Origin of the sequence: Paraburkholderia caledonica NBRC 102488 (genome assembly GCF_000685095.1) — a bacterium.
In the GTDB taxonomy this organism is placed as follows: domain Bacteria; phylum Pseudomonadota; class Gammaproteobacteria; order Burkholderiales; family Burkholderiaceae; genus Paraburkholderia; species Paraburkholderia caledonica.
Genome location: NZ_BAYE01000004.1, coordinates 454,752 through 470,233 on the forward strand (window position 1 = coordinate 454,752; position 15,482 = coordinate 470,233).

Annotated in this window: 16 protein-coding genes; 10 read left to right on the forward strand and 6 right to left on the reverse strand. The window is 62.4% G+C overall.

Features of this window, described 5'->3' with window-relative positions; genetic code table 11:
- Nucleotides 1-81 precede the first annotated feature (81 nt).
- On the forward strand, nt 82-1,443 hold the full coding sequence (glmU, locus tag BCA01S_RS11595) for a bifunctional UDP-N-acetylglucosamine diphosphorylase/glucosamine-1-phosphate N-acetyltransferase GlmU (protein WP_027777023.1): 1,362 nt from the start codon (nt 82-84) through the stop codon (nt 1,441-1,443).
- 61 nt (nt 1,444-1,504) lie between these two features.
- A complete protein-coding gene (gene glmS, locus BCA01S_RS11600) occupies nt 1,505-3,322 on the forward strand; it encodes a glutamine--fructose-6-phosphate transaminase (isomerizing) (RefSeq protein WP_027777024.1) in 1,818 nt (605 codons plus the stop codon).
- 146 nt (nt 3,323-3,468) lie between these two features.
- On the opposite strand, the gene BCA01S_RS11605 is transcribed toward glmS, so the two are convergent.
- Nucleotides 3,469-3,729 carry a DUF6723 family protein gene (locus tag BCA01S_RS11605; RefSeq protein ID WP_027777025.1) on the reverse strand — a complete coding sequence of 87 codons (261 nt, stop codon included), beginning with the start codon at nt 3,727-3,729 and terminating at the stop codon, nt 3,469-3,471.
- Nucleotides 3,730-4,052: 323 nt separating this feature from the next.
- Between BCA01S_RS11605 and BCA01S_RS11610 the strand changes: the two genes are divergently transcribed.
- The 6 genes from BCA01S_RS11610 to BCA01S_RS11640 all read left to right on the forward strand — a co-directional run bounded on the left by BCA01S_RS11610 (nt 4,053) and on the right by BCA01S_RS11640 (nt 8,066).
- Nucleotides 4,053-4,706, forward strand: coding sequence for a lytic transglycosylase domain-containing protein (locus BCA01S_RS11610; RefSeq protein ID WP_027777026.1), 654 nt, complete (start codon nt 4,053-4,055; stop codon nt 4,704-4,706).
- A 193-nt stretch (nt 4,707-4,899) separates the two neighbouring features.
- Entirely contained in the window at nt 4,900-5,592 is a 693-nt protein-coding gene (locus BCA01S_RS11620; RefSeq protein WP_027777027.1) for a DUF2242 domain-containing protein, read from the forward strand.
- Nucleotides 5,593-6,165: 573 nt separating this feature from the next.
- The gene (locus BCA01S_RS37950) at nt 6,166-6,390 is read left to right on the forward strand and encodes a hypothetical protein (RefSeq protein WP_110405386.1); all 225 of its coding nucleotides are present in this window, start codon (nt 6,166-6,168) and stop codon (nt 6,388-6,390) included.
- Nucleotides 6,387-6,638: a hypothetical protein gene (locus tag BCA01S_RS11630; RefSeq protein ID WP_027777028.1), complete on the forward strand. Its 252-nt coding sequence runs from the start codon at nt 6,387-6,389 to the stop codon at nt 6,636-6,638. The genes BCA01S_RS37950 and BCA01S_RS11630 overlap by 4 nt, the downstream gene beginning before the upstream one ends.
- Nucleotides 6,639-6,877: 239 nt before the next feature.
- Nucleotides 6,878-7,630 carry an IclR family transcriptional regulator domain-containing protein gene (locus BCA01S_RS11635; protein ID WP_027777029.1) on the forward strand — a complete coding sequence of 251 codons (753 nt, stop codon included), beginning with the start codon at nt 6,878-6,880 and terminating at the stop codon, nt 7,628-7,630.
- 223 nt (nt 7,631-7,853) lie between these two features.
- Nucleotides 7,854-8,066: a hypothetical protein gene (locus BCA01S_RS11640; protein WP_020070814.1), complete on the forward strand. Its 213-nt coding sequence runs from the start codon at nt 7,854-7,856 to the stop codon at nt 8,064-8,066.
- 219 nt (nt 8,067-8,285) lie between these two features.
- On the opposite strand, the gene BCA01S_RS11645 is transcribed toward BCA01S_RS11640, so the two are convergent.
- Both BCA01S_RS11645 and BCA01S_RS11650 read right to left on the reverse strand, forming a co-directional pair.
- Nucleotides 8,286-8,564, reverse strand: coding sequence for a hypothetical protein (locus BCA01S_RS11645; protein WP_020070816.1), 279 nt, complete (start codon nt 8,562-8,564; stop codon nt 8,286-8,288).
- 79 nt (nt 8,565-8,643) lie between these two features.
- Nucleotides 8,644-9,432 (reverse strand): Mut7-C RNAse domain-containing protein, encoded by a 789-nt coding sequence (locus tag BCA01S_RS11650; RefSeq protein WP_027777030.1) that lies wholly within the window; start codon nt 9,430-9,432, stop codon nt 8,644-8,646.
- Between the two features lie 133 nt (nt 9,433-9,565).
- On the opposite strand from BCA01S_RS11650, the gene BCA01S_RS11655 reads away from it, so the two are divergent.
- Both BCA01S_RS11655 and BCA01S_RS11660 read left to right on the forward strand, forming a co-directional pair.
- A complete protein-coding gene (locus tag BCA01S_RS11655; protein ID WP_027777031.1) occupies nt 9,566-10,435 on the forward strand; it encodes an NAD(P)-dependent oxidoreductase in 870 nt (289 codons plus the stop codon).
- Between the two features lie 70 nt (nt 10,436-10,505).
- The gene (locus BCA01S_RS11660) at nt 10,506-11,153 is read left to right on the forward strand and encodes a LysE family translocator (RefSeq protein WP_027777032.1); all 648 of its coding nucleotides are present in this window, start codon (nt 10,506-10,508) and stop codon (nt 11,151-11,153) included.
- Nucleotides 11,154-11,402: 249 nt separating this feature from the next.
- On the opposite strand, the gene BCA01S_RS11665 is transcribed toward BCA01S_RS11660, so the two are convergent.
- The 3 genes from BCA01S_RS11665 to BCA01S_RS11675 all read right to left on the reverse strand — a co-directional run bounded on the left by BCA01S_RS11665 (nt 11,403) and on the right by BCA01S_RS11675 (nt 15,159).
- Complete coding sequence (locus tag BCA01S_RS11665) at nt 11,403-12,227, reverse strand: OmpW/AlkL family protein (RefSeq protein ID WP_027777033.1); 825 nt, start codon at nt 12,225-12,227, stop codon at nt 11,403-11,405.
- Nucleotides 12,228-12,394: 167 nt separating this feature from the next.
- Nucleotides 12,395-13,639 (reverse strand): DUF2957 domain-containing protein, encoded by a 1,245-nt coding sequence (locus BCA01S_RS11670; protein ID WP_027777034.1) that lies wholly within the window; start codon nt 13,637-13,639, stop codon nt 12,395-12,397.
- 98 nt (nt 13,640-13,737) lie between these two features.
- A complete protein-coding gene (locus tag BCA01S_RS11675; protein WP_027777035.1) occupies nt 13,738-15,159 on the reverse strand; it encodes a DUF2957 domain-containing protein in 1,422 nt (473 codons plus the stop codon).
- Nucleotides 15,160-15,482: the final 323 nt, after the last annotated feature.

The window sequence follows — 15,482 nt, forward strand, 5'->3', positions numbered from 1 at the left end:
AATGGCCGCTTTCGCGGTCATTTTGACAAGAGCGTGCGTGATAGAATCGACGGCTCCAAACTCCGTCTATATGCCGACGCCATGAACATCGTGATTTTGGCGGCAGGCACCGGCAAGCGCATGCGGTCCGCGCTTCCCAAGGTGCTCCATCCCCTGGCCGGCCGGCCGCTCCTCGCTCATGTCATCGAGACTGCACGCATACTGAAGCCCACGCGGCTCGTCGTGGTGATCGGTCATGGCGCGGAATTGGTCCGAGAAACCGTTGCCGCGCCCGACGTGCAGTTCGCCGTGCAGGAACAGCAACTCGGAACGGGCCACGCGGTGCAGCAGGCTTTGCCGCTTCTCGATCCGTCCGTGCCCACGCTCGTGCTCTACGGCGACGTGCCGCTCACGCGTGCAAACACGCTGCGTGCGCTGGTAGAACGCGCCGGCCAGCATGGCTACGGCGTCCTCACGGTGACGCTTGCCGACCCGAGCGGCTACGGCCGCATCGTGCGCGATTCGCAGGGCAAGGTGTCCCGCATCGTCGAGCAGAAAGACGCGAACGCCGACCAGCTTCTGATTGCCGAGATCAACACGGGCATTATCGTTGCGCCCACCGAGCGTCTTGCGGGTTGGCTCGCCGCGCTGAAGAACGACAACGCGCAAGGCGAGTTCTATCTGACCGACGCGGTCGAAATGGCAATCGAAGCGGGCCTCGAAGTCGTCACCACGCAGCCTCAGGACGAATGGGAAACCTTGGGCGTGAACAGCAAGCAGCAGCTTGCCGAGCTGGAACGCATTCATCAGCGCAACGTGGCTGACGCACTGCTCGTGTCCGGCGTGACGCTTGCCGATCCGGCGCGCGTGGACGTGCGCGGCACGCTGGAGTGCGGCCGCGACGTGTCGATCGACGTGAACTGCGTGTTCGAGGGTCGCGTAACGCTGGCTGATAACGTGACGGTCGGGCCGAACTGCGTGATCCGCAACGCGACCATCGGCGCGGGTACGCGGGTCGATGCGTTCACGCATATCGAAGGCGCGGAAGTCGGCGCGAATGTCGTGCTGGGGCCTTATGCGCGGTTGCGCCCGGGCGCGTCGTTGCACGACGAATCGCATGTCGGCAATTTCGTCGAGGTGAAAAACGCGGTGCTCGGTCGTGGCTCGAAAGCCAATCACCTCACGTATATCGGCGACTCGGATATCGGCGCGCGAGTGAACATCGGCGCGGGCACCATCACGTGCAATTACGATGGCGCGAACAAATTCCGCACGATCATCGAAGACGACGTTTTCGTCGGTTCAGACACGCAACTGGTTGCGCCGGTGCGTGTGAAGCGGGGCGCGACGATCGCGGCGGGCACCACCGTCTGGAAGGACGTCGAGGCGGACTCGCTGGTCCTGAACGACAAGACGCAAACAAGCAAGACGGGCTACGTACGCCCGACTAAAAAGAAGAGTTGATGGAACGGCCGCGGGGCGACGTGCGCCCTGCAAGCTTCCAGCACTTAACGAGGAACAGACCATGTGCGGCATTGTTGGCGCGGCAGCGCAACGTAATATCGTCCCCGTCCTGATCGAAGGACTGCGGCGCCTCGAATATCGCGGCTACGACTCATGCGGCGTGGCCGTGCTGGGCGAAGGCGGCCCGGCGCGCGCTCGCAGCGTGGCGCGCGTCGCCGATCTCGACGATCAGGTACGCGACAGCCACCTGGGCGGCATCACCGGTATTGCCCATACGCGCTGGGCCACGCATGGCGCGCCGGTCACCGACAACGCTCACCCGATCTTTTCGAAAGATGCGCTCGCGTTGGTACACAATGGCATTATCGAAAACTACGAATCGCTGCGGGAAGCATTGCGTGACAAGGGTTACACGTTCGTCTCGCAGACCGACACAGAGGTTATCGCGCATCTGATTCACAGCCTTTATCGGGGCGATCTGTTTGCCGCTGTGCGCGAAGCGGTCGCGCAACTGCACGGCGCCTACGCGATCGCCGTGCTGCATAAGGACCAGCCGCACACCGTGGTGGGCGCGCGGCAGGGCTCGCCGCTCGTGGTGGGACTCGGCGAAGGCGAGAACTTCCTTGCGTCCGACGCGCTTGCGCTCGCGGGCAGCACGGAGCGCTTCATTTTTCTTGAAGAAGGCGATGTCTGCGAATTGACGCTCGAGGGCGTGCGTATCGCCGACCGCGAGGGCAACGAAGTGCGCCGCGAGGTGCGTCAGGTCGCGGCATACGGCGGCGCGGTGGAACTTGGCCCGTACCGTCACTTCATGCAAAAGGAGATCTTCGAGCAGCCGCGCGCGATCTCCGACACGATCCCGCAATCGGATTCGTTCGAAGCCTCGCTGTTCGGCGAAAGTGCCGGGAACGTGTTCGCGGATATCGACAATCTGCTGATCCTCGCGTGCGGCACGAGCTACTACTCGGGGCTCACCGCGAAATACTGGCTCGAGTCGATCGCCAAGATCCCGACGCAGGTGGAAATTGCCAGCGAGTATCGCTACCGCGAGTCGGTGCCTAATCCCAGGTCGCTCGTGGTCGTCATATCGCAGTCCGGCGAAACCGCGGACACGCTTGCAGCGCTAAAGCATGCGCAAGCGCTTGGGCATCGGCATACGCTCGCCGTGTGTAACGTCGGCACCAGCGCGATGGTGCGCCAAACGGAATTGGCGTTCCTCACGCATGCGGGCCGCGAGATCGGCGTTGCGTCGACCAAGGCCTTCACGACGCAACTGGTCGCGCTGTTCGTGCTGGCCGTCACGCTCGCGAAACAGCGCGGGCGCGTGAGCGCGGAGCAGGAAGCCGAATACTTGCGGCAGCTTCGCCATTTGCCCGCGGCGTTAAACAGCGTGCTGGCGCTCGAGCCGCAGATCATCGCGTGGTCGGAAGAGTTTTCGCGTAAGGAGCACGCGCTATTCCTCGGCCGCGGCATGCATTACCCGATCGCGCTCGAAGGTGCATTGAAGCTGAAGGAAATTTCCTACATTCACGCCGAGGCTTATCCGGCTGGCGAACTGAAGCATGGACCGCTTGCCCTCGTCACCGAGGCAATGCCCGTCGTGACCGTCGCACCAAACGACGCGTTGCTCGAGAAGCTCAAGTCGAATATCCAGGAAGTGCGTGCGCGTGGCGGCCAGCTATATGTTTTCGCCGACGCGGATACGAAGATCGTCAACGACGAGGGTATCCATGTAATCCGGATGCCGGAGCACTACGGTCTGTTGTCGCCGATTCTGCACGTGGTGCCGCTGCAGTTGCTGGCGTATCACACGGCTTGCGCGCGTGGCACCGACGTGGATAAGCCGCGGAACCTGGCGAAGTCGGTGACGGTGGAGTAAGAGGGTTTGCCTGGGGGCTTTGTTGTTGTTGTAGATTTAGATAGCGCACCAGACAAAAGCGCCGGCTATATAGCCGGCGCTTTTTCGTTTGTACAGCGTCTGCCCTTGATGGCTACCTGCGAGGCTCGTCACTGCCCCGTTTGGACTCACAGCTCTGGCCGGGCGAGGTCGGACAACGCGATGTGTTCACCGTAGACCTGCGCGGCCGCGACTGCCTCCAGCTTCGTTGGATACGGGCCGAGCTCCGGTGCGCCATCGAACGGGAACAGCACACGGCCGTCGGTCGTTCGAACGACTTTCAATACGCCGTAGAAACGCCGGTAGCCCGCTAGCTTGGACTTCGCCGATATTTCGAAATCGTCCTCCGATGCTGCGGGGACGCTGGGAATAAATGCGGTCTTGCTCATGCTGAGGACATCTCGTGTTCGATTAACCTGCGATTGTCGCGGACGGAAGATCGCCGGCGACCGTCATTGTCTCAAATCCGCGGAAGCGAGGCTGTTTCACGTTCCAACGTGCGCGGAGAGGAGCACACAGGTGTCGCTAGTTGCAACTAACGAAGCACCTTCTACTGCTAGACACACAGTGTGCAGTCGGACCGCCGACACGTACAGCGACGAGATACATGCTCTCTAGGCACCGTCTGCACCCGAGAGCCTGCGTTTAGCCGACCGATGCCTATTTTCGAGGCAGGGTTATAATGCGCAGACTTTTTCCTCAGACCTATGCCATGAGTCGGTTACTTTGCCTGATACTGCTTTCGCTCGGCCTCGCCCAATCGGCGCTGGCTGAGGAGAACGGCGACCGCATGTCCGTCTATCTGACGCAGAAATTCGGCCTCGCCAAGGAGAAGGCGGCAAAGATATCCGATGCCGTGCAATCCGCCGCATCGAAATACTCGTTACCGCCCGCGCTACTGCTGGCGATTATCTCGATCGAGTCGCGCTTCAAGGAAAAGGCCAAGGGCGCCAACGGCGCGACTGGGCTGATGCAGGTCGTGCCGAGCGCTCATCGCGGGCTTTTGAGAAACGTGAAGGATCTCACCGAACCGACGGCCAATATCGAAGCCGGCTCCGCGATTCTGTACGGCTACATGCGCTTGGCTAACGGCGATATGAACGCCGCGCTCAAGAGCTACGGCGGCTCGCAAGCCTACGCGCAAAAAGTCAGCATGCGTGCGGGCGATTTTGCCGGCGTCGCAACACCTCAAGACTCAGCCAAAAATCCCGACGGCCGAACGGTCTCCTGCGACGCGCGCACGACCGACGGTTGCCCGCCATCCGGCAACTGGTCCGATGCGTTCACTGTTCCGGCGTCCAGTGCTGCCGGCGCGGGCCCAAGCAGGGCGGTAACGTCGGCGGCACTTCCCGCGACATCCAACTGAACGTCCACTCTTCTTTGCCGCAGCCTCATTGCGCGGGGCGACGGTCGTCAGCATCGCTGGATGCACGGTGAAAGACGGCGCAAGTCGCGCGTCGGCCGATTCGCTGCACGCTTTTTACGCACCGGCGACAACCGCTCTACAATGCGTTTCCTGTGCGATTTCTTTCGCATTCACGCAGCGTTTCTGATTGACCATGTCCACCTCGCTTCTAAAGACCACTGCGGCCTCGCTGTGCGGCCTGCTGATTCTCGCCGCCTGCACCAGCGCGCCGACGCCCAAATTCCAGCAAGAGCTATTCGAAACCGGCGCGAGCCCCTATGCGCGCAATTTCAACTCGAGCGTCACGGACACATGCGAAGCTGCGCGTCGAGCCTTGTTGAGCCAGGGCTATCTGACGACGATGACCCGCAACGATACCGTCGACGGCACGAAGAACTTCCAGCCTACCGGCGACACGCACGTGGTCGTCGAATTTCACGTGGTATGCACGCCGGGCGAAGAGGCGAGCAGTAGCAGCATCGTCTATGTGAACGCCGTGCAGAACGGCTTCGCTTTGAAAAAGAGCGATACGTCTGCAAGTGTCGGATTGAGCGTGCTGGGTTCGCTGTCACTGCCAATCCGCTCGAACAGCGACGCGATGGTGAAGATCTCCAGCGAGACAATTCCATCGGGCAAGTTCTACGACCGTTTCTTTGGTCTCGTCGGCCACTATCTGCAGACCGTGGTGCGCACTCAGCCTGTCGTCAACGACCGTATTGAGACACATCTGTTGCCGGTGCCGGTCGAGGCAGCGGCGCCTACCCCTTCGCCTTCGCCTGACGTCGCCGACCCGATCGGCAAGGCCGCTTCTGTGCAACCGGCGAGCGAAGCCGCCTTAGTACGCTGAGTGACACCGGATAAGTCGTCGGGCTGTCGCCGCTCAGTACGGTTACAGCCCGAAAAACCAGCGCGCAGCCGCAGTTCTCCTAGGCTTTTACTTAAGAGGTATACGCATGTAGTAGTAGTTAACAAGGGTTAGTCCTGTCTGTGGATAACCGCGATTTCTTCCGTCAGATCAAAGTAATGCGGTCGCGATAACCGTGGGGCTCTTTTCTGTAGAAAATCTACAAGGCCGGGATAACTTTTCACGCCGGCGACGTCCTCTCCGTCTTATCAAGATTTCGCGCACAGGCTGTTCCATGCGGTATCCCGACGTTATGCAAAGGCCGCTGTGGATAAGTAGTGAAGCGCGCAGCCACATCAGGCGCGCGCGAGTGGCGGCCTCATTGCAACTGAGGGCTCGCGAGCGTACAGATCGCACGCACCGTCGCGCGCAAACTAAGGCAGACGGAACGAAGCTTGCGTGTCTCTTTTTGCAGCGCGACCGTTGCTATTTAGCCAAAACAGGTTGGTAAATGCCCGACCCGGGCATAGAGTTAAAGTGGTTTATGAGGTTCTTGGTGCAGTGCGGGGGTGTCGGATGAAACGCAGAACAGCACGACAGTTGGTTCGTCTTCTATCGGATATCAGGCATGCTGCCCATTGCAGCACGTTGCGGGCGGCGGCCACCAATCGGGAAATCGCGATCGCATCGGCCGAGCGCGATGCGGGGCTGGAAGAGAGTCACGAACGCGACGAAGGCAACGAAAGCGCCGACACGACCCGCGAGGTTCGCGATACCAAGCCTGCCCGGAGCGGATCATGAGAGCCTCGAGCGAACAGTCGTTGCGTTTTCTCGTCGAGAAATGGTTGGCGCCCGCTCCGTCTGCGGCCGTGCACGTCACCGAATTCAGTCGTACCCGCGTTGGCGGCCGACGCTACGTGCGCGTGGAGACATCGGCGGAATCCGGCTCGCGCGCTCTGTTCTTCTTCCGTCACGACGACGGCTGCTGGTGCGTATTTCCGCCCACCGGGGATGCCAGGCACCTTTACGCACATCCACGCGCCGCTTGACGGCGCGCCCAGCCGTGCTGCTTTTTCCACTGTGTTTATCGCACGCTCCGGTGTTCGTTGAAACACCGATTCATGCAACCGCAAGGCTTCCCTTCGTCTGATCCAACGACCCCCGCGCGCCAATCGCGCAAGAGTGAGGCGGCTTCGGGCACAATCACGCGACGAAGGGCGCCAGCGGCGTAGACAGAAATGAGCCGCCAGCAGAGCTTTCGCTCGTAGCCCGAATCCCAGGCAACCCGATGGACGACAAAGACTGGATCGCCGGTGCCGCGAAGGCGCTCGCGATCATCGAGGCATTCGACGAAGAGCACGCACGCATGACGCCGACCGCGGTAGCCGGACGCGCCGGTCTGTCGCGCACGGCGGCGCGTCGCTATTTGCTGACGCTGCGCGAACTCGGCTACGTCGACACCGATGGCAAACTCTTCTGGCTCGCGCCACGCGTGTTGCGGCTAGGGCAGTCCTATCTCGACTCCGCGCGCTTGCCGCGCACGGTGCAGCCGTTCCTTCAACGGATTACGGCGACGCTCCAGGAGACCGCGCTCGTCGCGATTCTCGACGAACACGACGTTGTCTACGTCGCCCGTAACGGTGTGAACCGGGCGATGGCGGTCGGCTTCGTACTCGGCTCGCGCGCGCCGGCGCCGTTATCGTCCGCGGGATTGGTGTTGCTGGCGTTCCAGGCGCCGGAGAACATCGAACAATGGCTCGCGTCGTACCCGATCAAGGTGTTCACGCCGCACACGTACTCCACCATCGAACGGCTGCGCGAAGTGCTCGGCGAGATCCGGCGCAACGGTTATGTGGTTACGGACCAGCAACTGGAACTCGGTGTTCGCGGCGTCGCCGTGCCGCTGCGCGACCGGAACGGCACGGTCGTCGCAGCGATTAGCGTGAGCATGCCGATCGGTCAGGAGTCGGCGAACGCGGCGCTGCACCGCGTTTTGCCGACGCTGCTCGAGACCGCTAGCCTGCTGCGCAACCTGGTGTAGAAAGGCCTAAGGGATATCCCTGATATCGGCTGTTTACGAGCGAAAGCGGCTCGAAAGCTGGCTGTCTCCCGGAAAATACATATCCCGTTTTGCGCATGACAAACCGCCTACGCCAGGTAATACTCTCCCGCGGGAAGCGGTAAGGCGCCTGCAGCGCTCCCTGCTTCACCGCGCAGTTATTTCATTCACACTGACTCAGTCGTTGAGGTTTGGGGAACAACACATGAAAAAAGTTATCGTCTCGCTCGCAGCAGCATCGATCGCGCTGGTTTCGGTTCAAGCTTTCGCACAAGCATCGGACGCAGCCGCTCCGGCCGCTGCAGCAAGCGCACCGAAGAAGCATCACGTGAAGAAGCTGAAGACGCACGGCAAGCGCGCTCCGGTTGCTGCAGCAGCGTCGGCTGCCGGCACGAACGACAAGGGCACGCAGAACTAAGCTGGCGCCCTTCGTCAGGCGAGCCGCTTCGCCTGCTGCACGCGCCGCACGGTCGGCGCTTGTCATGCGGGTTCGATGCACGCGTCGCAAGCAAAAAGGCCAGAGCTTCTGCTCTGGCCTTTTTGCATTCCGGTCGCGGTTGTCGCGAGTCCCGGCGATTCCCAGCGATCTTCGCCGAGCGCGCTCGCATACCGCGCCGCGCATTCGCGTTAGCGGTGTTTAGCCCGCTAGGCCGCGTTTGATCACTTCGTTCAGCAGTCCGGTCATCCCTTCTGGATGCGTCGCGGCGCGTTCTTTCAGCTCGGCAACCAGATCGCCGTTCAGCTTGCATGCGAACGCGACGAGACCTTGCGCCTGGTCCAGTTTGCGCTGCTCCCGGCGATCCAGTTTCGGCTCCGCAGCCGAAGCCTTGCCGAAGCGTTCGGCAGTGGACTGCTTCATTGCATTGTTCAGCTTGAGTGCCTTGTTCTTTTCAAGGTCGGTCTTTTTCATCGCCATACGTCAGGCCTCTGCCAGATAAGTAATCCCGCATTGTACGCACCGCGCGTTGCGTCGCGCGAGCGAACGGCGTTGCGCGTCAAGGCGAGGCGGCCGACGCACCTGCATCGCGGGCGTCGGCGTCGACCGGCGCTGCGGCCACGCTGTCCATCAGCGCGCGCATTCTTTGCCAGTGCGTGCCTTCCCAGAACACGCGGCGGCACACGTCGCAAGTGACAAACTGGTTATGCCGCTGCAGCACGCCGTCGGGCGCGCGGTCGCCGACTTCGTCGCGTGGAATGCGCCGCAGCGGTGCGTTGCACATCAGACATAGACGGAACGGCTGCGCGCTGCCCGCCAGATCCAGCCGTTCGAACACTTCGCGCAATTGCTCGCGCGGACGGAGCGTGCGGACGTAGCAGCCATGCGTGATCGAGCGGCGCTTCAATAGCTCGCGGTCGCGGGTGAGGACGATGCGGTTCTCGGCGGCGGCGAGTGCTTCGATATCCGCGTCGGGATAGTGGTTGTCGTAGAGCGTATCGAATCCCGCCAGGCGCAGCAGCGGCGCAAGGCCGCCAAGATGTGCGTCGGCGATGAAGCGCACTACGCGCAGCGGCCGTTCGCGCACTCGCAGCAGCGGGCGGATGTCGAGTGCTTCGAATTTCGGATAGACGGCGACGCGGTCGCCCTCGGCGACAGGATGATTGAATCCCACCGACTCGCCATTCACGAGGATCAGTTCCACTTCGGTGTGCGGTACGCCGAGCGCTTCGATTGCGTGTTTCGTCGTGGCGTCGCGCGCGCATGCGTAAGCGAACGCTCGCCGGCGCAGCGGCCGGGCGAGAAAATCGTTCAGCTCCTCATAGAAGCGGAAAGTCGCGGTGACCATCGCAGAAGTATCGCACCGTGCGCCGTTGCGTGCCGCAGTGACACGCCCGGTTGCGTGCCGCCGTTGCGTCGTTTTCCTGCATATGTCCCACGGGTGTGCTTTACTTCCAGTTCTTCAGAAGACGGAGCCTCAGATGGACATCGGTTTTATCGGTCTCGGCGAGATGGGCGCCGCGATGGTTGCAAACATCCTGAAAGCAGGACATCAGGTACGTGTATGGAACCGCTCGCCAGAACGCGCGCAGCTTCTCGTAGACGCAGGCGCGAGAATCGTCGCGACGCCCGCCGAAGCGTTCACCGGCGACGCCGTGTTTTCAATGCTCGCCGACGACGCCGCCTTGCGCGAGGTCGTGACGGCATCGCTGCTGGAGCATGCGCCGCGCGGCCTGATTCACGTGAACATGGCGACGATCTCAGTGGCGCTCGCCGAAGAACTCGCGACCGCGCATGCGTCGCGCGGCGTCAATTACGTTGCCGCACCGGTGCTCGGCAGGCCGGACGTGGCCGCCGCCGGCAAACTGACGATCGTGGCCGGCGGGCCTGCGGAGTCGATCGATCGCGTGCAGCCCGTTTTCGACGCAATCGGGCAGAAGACCTGGCGCATCGGTTCGCTGCCGCAACAGGCGAACGTCATCAAGCTTGCCGCCAATTTCATGCTTGGCGCGGCGGTCGAGACGCTGGGCGAAGCTGCCGCGCTGGTGTCGGGGCATGGACTTGCGGTCCAGGATTTCCTCGACGTGATCACGAGCGGGATTTTCCCCGGCCCGGTCTACGCGGGCTACGGCAAGATGATCGCGGAGCAGAGCTACGAACCGGCGCTCTTCAAGGCGCGTCTGGGGCTGAAGGACTTGCGGCTTGCACTTGCCGCAGCCGACGCAGTCACGACCCCGCTGCCAATCGCGAGCGTCGTCCGGGACAGCCTGCTGGAGGCAGTCGCGCATGGCGACGGCGAGAAAGATTTTGCGGTGCTGGGCCAGGTGGCGGCCCGCCGCGCCGGCCGTTGACGAACTCGGCGCGCGCGAGCGGTGCCGCTTCACGTTCATAATAGTTGCCCAACCTTTTCGCGGTGATGCCATGAGTTTGCATACCTGGTGGCTGTTTGCTGCCACTGTCTTTGTCGTGTGCGCCATTCCGGGCCCGAACATGTTGCTCGTCATGACGCACGGCGCCCGCCACGGCCTGCGCCGTACAGGCGCTACCATGGCGGGATGTCTGTCGGCGCTGGTGCTGATGCTGGCGGTGTCGGCGGCGGGGCTCGGCGTGTTTCTGGAAGCGTGGCCGGCTCTCTTCAACGCGCTGCGTTTTATGGGCGCGGCGTATCTGGTGTATCTGGGTATCAAGGCGTGGCGCGCGCCCGCTGACGAAACCGCGGGCACCGAGGCTGCGACCAGTGCCGACGACCGGGCCGCGAAACCAGTCCGCTCGCCTTTCGCGCTGTTTCGCAACGGTTTTCTGGTGTCGGGCAGCAATCCGAAGGCGATTCTGTTCGCAGCGGCGCTGCTGCCGCAATTCATCGACGCCTCGCTGCCCAAGCTGCCGCAGTTCGGCATTCTGGTGGCGACGTTCGCCGTTCTCGAGGTGAGCTGGTATTTCGTCTACGCCGGATTCGGCACGCGCATCGGCAGCCGTCTGAAGAGCCGCAATGTCGCGCGCATGTTCAATCGCCTGACGGGCGGCGTTTTCGTTGGCTTTGGCGCGATGATGGCGTTAGTCCGGCACTGACGGCGGCACTTCGGGCACGCTCAAGCACATGTGGCAAAACTGCAACAAGAGGGGACAACCCTGATTTTGATGTTGCGTCGCACCAAACCTTTTGCTATAGTTTGTCTTGTCTCCTCCATGTCTCCTCTGATATGGATTCAGCCCGCCAACTTAGGCGGGCTTTTTTTTGCCTCGAATTTCCTCTGTCCACACAAGCAAAAAGCCGGCTCTCCGCACGCGGTGGGCCGCCTCGGTCGCGCGTCGCTTCTTTTAGAACTTATACGAGACCGCGAGGAACGAGATGATCGGGTCAGCCTTGAGCTCGGCTTTCGAGACGCCCAGTTCCGTGCCGTCCGCGGCTTTGATGATGACCGACGACGTCGTCTTCAGCGGAATGTAGGTCACGGAGGCCACCAGGCCCCAATGTTCCGTGATGTTGTACGCGAGGCCCGCGTTGAAAACCGGCGCCCACGAGGACGAAGCCTTCGCCGACACCTGTGTTTTGCACGGCTTGCCCGCGCCGGCCGCGAGAATGGCGCCCAGGTTTTCCTGCGTCGATTGCACGAAGTTCGGGCTCAGCTGAATGTCCGAGAACCAGTTGTACGACACGCCGACCCCCACAAACGGCCTGAACCTGGCAGTCGGCGCATTGAAGTAGTACTGGAAGAGCAGCGCCGGGCTCCATTGGCGCACGCTCTTGACGATCGGATTCACCTGCGGATCGCCGATGTCCTGCTGGCCGAGCGCGCCGGCCGGTCCCGGCGGCTTGATCGTGCCGTGCCCATAGATCTTGAACACAGGCGGCACGCCCGCCACCGTCGTCACGGCAATGTGATCGGTCAGGTAATGGCTGAACACAAGGCCGACCGTGTCGGCGTTGTTCGTCGACAGACTCGTGCCTTCCGAGGTGAACGAACTTGGCAACCGTAGCGGCGTGTTGATCGGCGTGGGCGCGACATGGGTGGTCAGCGGCGTGCTCGAATCCTGCGGCATGACGTGGAACCAGCCGAGCGCGGCTACGTTGTCGCCCGCATGTTGTGCGCGCGCACTGGCGGACAGGCACGCGACCAGCATCGCGAGATAGATTTTTTTCATGTTGTTGCTCCTCTAGGGCGCTCGTCAGGCGCGAGGCGCGCGTCGAGCGATGGCGCAGGCCGCAAGGCCAGCGCGCATGATCGTCGCTAACCGGGCCGCCGCGCTGCAGGAGCGGGCGGCGACCTCGGCGCAAAGGCCATTGCGTATTGACGGCGCGGGCGTGTCCGTTACTGAACGAAGGCGCCGATCGTGAAGTACGGCGAGGCCGCGTTGGTCAGATCCAGGTAGCCGAATACGCCGCCCGTGAAAATCATCTTTCCGGTCGCCGTATTGCCCGTGGATGCGCCGACATGCGTCGTCGTGACTACGCCCGGCACTGTTTGCGTGAAGTCGAGATTCAGCGCGGTAGCAAGCGAGGCCTGCGACGCGTTGAACGGATCGAGCAGCGTCGCCTGAGTGCCTGCCAGTGCGGTCGTGCGATAGTCGAACTGGCTATCTACGCCGATGTACTCGCCGTTCTGCGAGTTGACCGCTATCGGGCTCTGCGGCGAGAGAATCGAGATGCCCGATTCGTCGTCCGCGTACGGTCCAAGCGCGCCGTTTTGCGGCACCGTGACCGACGAGTTCGCCGCGCCGGTGCGCACGAGAATCGGCACCAACTGGTTGCGCAGCCTGCCGACGATCATGTAACCGCGAGCTTTCGGCGTGGTGGCGAGCGTGGGCTTCGCCTGTCCCTGGAAGTTATTGGTCTGGAATGCGCCGCTGCCGTCGGCAGCCGGCGTGAAGTTACTGCCTGGCTGCTGGCATTTGCCCGCGTTGACGCCGGAGTTGTCGCACTCGGTCCACGTACCGTCGGCGTTGATCGTGATTTTCGTATCCACGGCAACGGGCGCGAAATTTTGCGACGGCACCTGGTGGTAGCCGAGCTGGTTGTAGGTGCCGGCCACTTTCGTGAGGTCAGTTTCGATCGACGAAAACCCGATGAACGGGTAGTAGGGGAACTTGGTGTCCGGCACGGCGCCGACGCCGAGAATGCCGCCGAATGAAATTTCTGCACCGGGAATGGTGCCGCCCGCAACGCCCTCGCCGACGAAGATCCGTGCCGGCCGGTTCGGATCGAGGCTCGCGCCGTTCAGGCGGAACGCGCACTGGTTCAGCTTGTTGGTCGGCAGCAGCGTTTCCTGGGTCAGTGTGCCGCTCGCGACCTGACCCGCACGCGTTGGCACGACGGTGCCGGTGGTCGCGGGAATCGGAGATTCGACGTAGGTCACCTGCCACGTCATCTTTGCGGTGTCGAGTTGCAGTTTGACCAGTTCGCCGTCACCGCCGCCGCCTGTGTACACCGTGCTGTAGTCGAGCGACGCGGGGCACAGTCGAACTTCCGTCATTGGTCCGTCGCCGCCGCCGCCACCGCCGCATGCCGCCAGTAACGGTGCCGCGAGTGCGAGCACCGACAGGAATCTCCATTTCATACCGCCTCCAGAATTTTTTCGTTGTAGGTGGCCGGCTCCCAGTCCAGCCACCGCTTGCTCTTTTATGTCTCGTCCTGCCAACTGGGTTTGCTTTCCCGCTACTTGCTGATTTGCGCTCCTATGCCGAAGTACGGCGTGCTTGGCGTGTCCGCGTTCGCCGACGTCGATGCGATGCCGTTGTTCTCCGCGCCCTGGATCTCGATCGCGTATAAGCCGCCGGAGGCGATCGCGAGGCCGGTCTTGCCGTTGGTGTCCTGCACGCCGACGAGTCCGGGGCTTGGCAATCCGTAGCCGAGGCCGAAGCCGCTTTCGCCCGCCGAAGTGCTCGGGTTGATGAACGTGCCGACCGCGCCCTGGATCAGCGTCGCCGTGTACTTGAAGTTCGAATCGGCGCCGACGTAGCCACCGTCGAAGCCGCCGGATGCGAGCGGCGTCGCTGCGGCGAGCATCGCGATACCGGACTCGTCGTCGACCTTGGCGTCGAGATGAAGCGGCGCCGTCCCCAGGTTGATGTAGCCGGTGCGCACGACGAGCGGCACGGTCGCGCCGTTCACCTGGCCGAGAATCATGTGCGCGGTCCCCGACTTGCCGGTCGCGCCGACCAGCGGGAGTTGAAACTGCTGCACGATCTGCGGCGCCTGCTGGCTGTCGAAGTAGCCGTTGCTGTTGAGCGTCAACGGGTTGCCGGTGGTCAGGCAGCCGCCGGCATTGGGCGAGTAATTCGGATTGGCCGTGTTGCTGCTCGTGCAGGTGCCGCTTGCGTCGAACGTTTCGACGGTGTTGGTCGCGACCGTCGAGTAGTTGCCTGACGGTGCCAGGTGGTACAGCAGGCCGTTGTAGGTGCCCGGCAGTTTCGTGATGTCGGTGGTCGTGCTCGCGAAGCCGAGGAACGGGTAAAAGTCGAAATGCCGGTTCGGCACCGCGCCAATGCCCGAGCCGATGAGGGGAATCGACAATCCGTCGAACTCGACCGTCGCGCCTGGAATGCCCCCGCCCGCCACGCCTTGGCCGACGAAGATCATCGGCGGATTTGGATTGTTGGCGAAGCCGGGCGTCGTGTAGGGCTGGGCGTCGCCGGCCGCCGTGCCGGTGCCCGCGCCGAGGATGAACGCGCAGCGCGTTTGCTCCGCGGTCGGCAGCGTGCCGGTGGGCGGGTGAATCACCGCGCCGGCGATCTGGGTGCCGGCGCGCGTGGGCGTGACCGTGCCGGTGCGCAGTGGAATCGGCGACTCGAGCCACTTGAGCGTGTAGGTCATCGCAGTGGCGTCGATATTGATCTGCACCACCTCGCCGCTGCCGGCCCCGCCGAGGAACGTGCTTTTGACGATGTCCGCGGTGGCGGGACAGAGCGCAGCCGCAGTGCCGTTCGAAGGAGGCGGGCCCTGCACGCCGCAACTGGAACCCGAGCATTGCGGCGAGTTGATCGGGCCGGGATTATCGGCTTTGCTGCCGCCGCAAGCTATTAGTAAAGGCGTCGTGGCAATAGCCATTGCCAAGCCTCGAATAATGGCGTCCGCCATACTGTTGTCTCCCTTCATGTATTTGTGCGAGCTAATTTCGCTGCGCGATTAACGGCTGTCAATTGAATGAGCCGTCTAAAAAAGCCGATTCAAACAAGGGCATTTTGGCTATGCACACAGTGAGTGGGCGCAAGCGGCGCTTTTAAACAAAGACGTGAGTTGGACGCGAAACGGCGCTTCGTTGCTCGGCGGCACACCCTTACCAAATAAGCCTCGGAGCAAAATCGTTTCTATGATCTGCGAACGATCGTTCGACAAAAAATCCGGAGTTTCCCTATGCGGCAAACTATGCTGATAGAGTGAAGAGCGGGGGAAGAGTTACC

What these genes read in the sequence shown, in the direction of transcription:
- BCA01S_RS11645 (WP_020070816.1), bottom strand. Translation starts at nt 8,564, where the DNA reads ATGGCGATGAAAAAGACCGACCTTGAAAAGAACAAGGCACTCAAGCTG.
- BCA01S_RS11650 (WP_027777030.1), bottom strand. Translation starts at nt 9,432, where the DNA reads ATGGTCACCGCGACTTTCCGCTTCTATGAGGAGCTGAACGATTTTCTC.
- glmU (WP_027777023.1), top strand. Translation starts at nt 82, where the DNA reads ATGAACATCGTGATTTTGGCGGCAGGCACCGGCAAGCGCATGCGGTCC.
- BCA01S_RS11605 (WP_027777025.1), bottom strand. Translation starts at nt 3,729, where the DNA reads ATGAGCAAGACCGCATTTATTCCCAGCGTCCCCGCAGCATCGGAGGAC.
- BCA01S_RS11620 (WP_027777027.1), top strand. Translation starts at nt 4,900, where the DNA reads ATGTCCACCTCGCTTCTAAAGACCACTGCGGCCTCGCTGTGCGGCCTG.
- BCA01S_RS11665 (WP_027777033.1), bottom strand. Translation starts at nt 12,227, where the DNA reads ATGAAAAAAATCTATCTCGCGATGCTGGTCGCGTGCCTGTCCGCCAGT.
- BCA01S_RS11640 (WP_020070814.1), top strand. Translation starts at nt 7,854, where the DNA reads ATGAAAAAAGTTATCGTCTCGCTCGCAGCAGCATCGATCGCGCTGGTT.
- BCA01S_RS11655 (WP_027777031.1), top strand. Translation starts at nt 9,566, where the DNA reads ATGGACATCGGTTTTATCGGTCTCGGCGAGATGGGCGCCGCGATGGTT.
- glmS (WP_027777024.1), top strand. Translation starts at nt 1,505, where the DNA reads ATGTGCGGCATTGTTGGCGCGGCAGCGCAACGTAATATCGTCCCCGTC.
- BCA01S_RS11675 (WP_027777035.1), bottom strand. Translation starts at nt 15,159, where the DNA reads ATGGCGGACGCCATTATTCGAGGCTTGGCAATGGCTATTGCCACGACG.
- BCA01S_RS37950 (WP_110405386.1), top strand. Translation starts at nt 6,166, where the DNA reads ATGAAACGCAGAACAGCACGACAGTTGGTTCGTCTTCTATCGGATATC.
- BCA01S_RS11660 (WP_027777032.1), top strand. Translation starts at nt 10,506, where the DNA reads ATGAGTTTGCATACCTGGTGGCTGTTTGCTGCCACTGTCTTTGTCGTG.
- BCA01S_RS11630 (WP_027777028.1), top strand. Translation starts at nt 6,387, where the DNA reads ATGAGAGCCTCGAGCGAACAGTCGTTGCGTTTTCTCGTCGAGAAATGG.
- BCA01S_RS11635 (WP_027777029.1), top strand. Translation starts at nt 6,878, where the DNA reads ATGGACGACAAAGACTGGATCGCCGGTGCCGCGAAGGCGCTCGCGATC.
- BCA01S_RS11670 (WP_027777034.1), bottom strand. Translation starts at nt 13,639, where the DNA reads ATGAAATGGAGATTCCTGTCGGTGCTCGCACTCGCGGCACCGTTACTG.
- BCA01S_RS11610 (WP_027777026.1), top strand. Translation starts at nt 4,053, where the DNA reads ATGAGTCGGTTACTTTGCCTGATACTGCTTTCGCTCGGCCTCGCCCAA.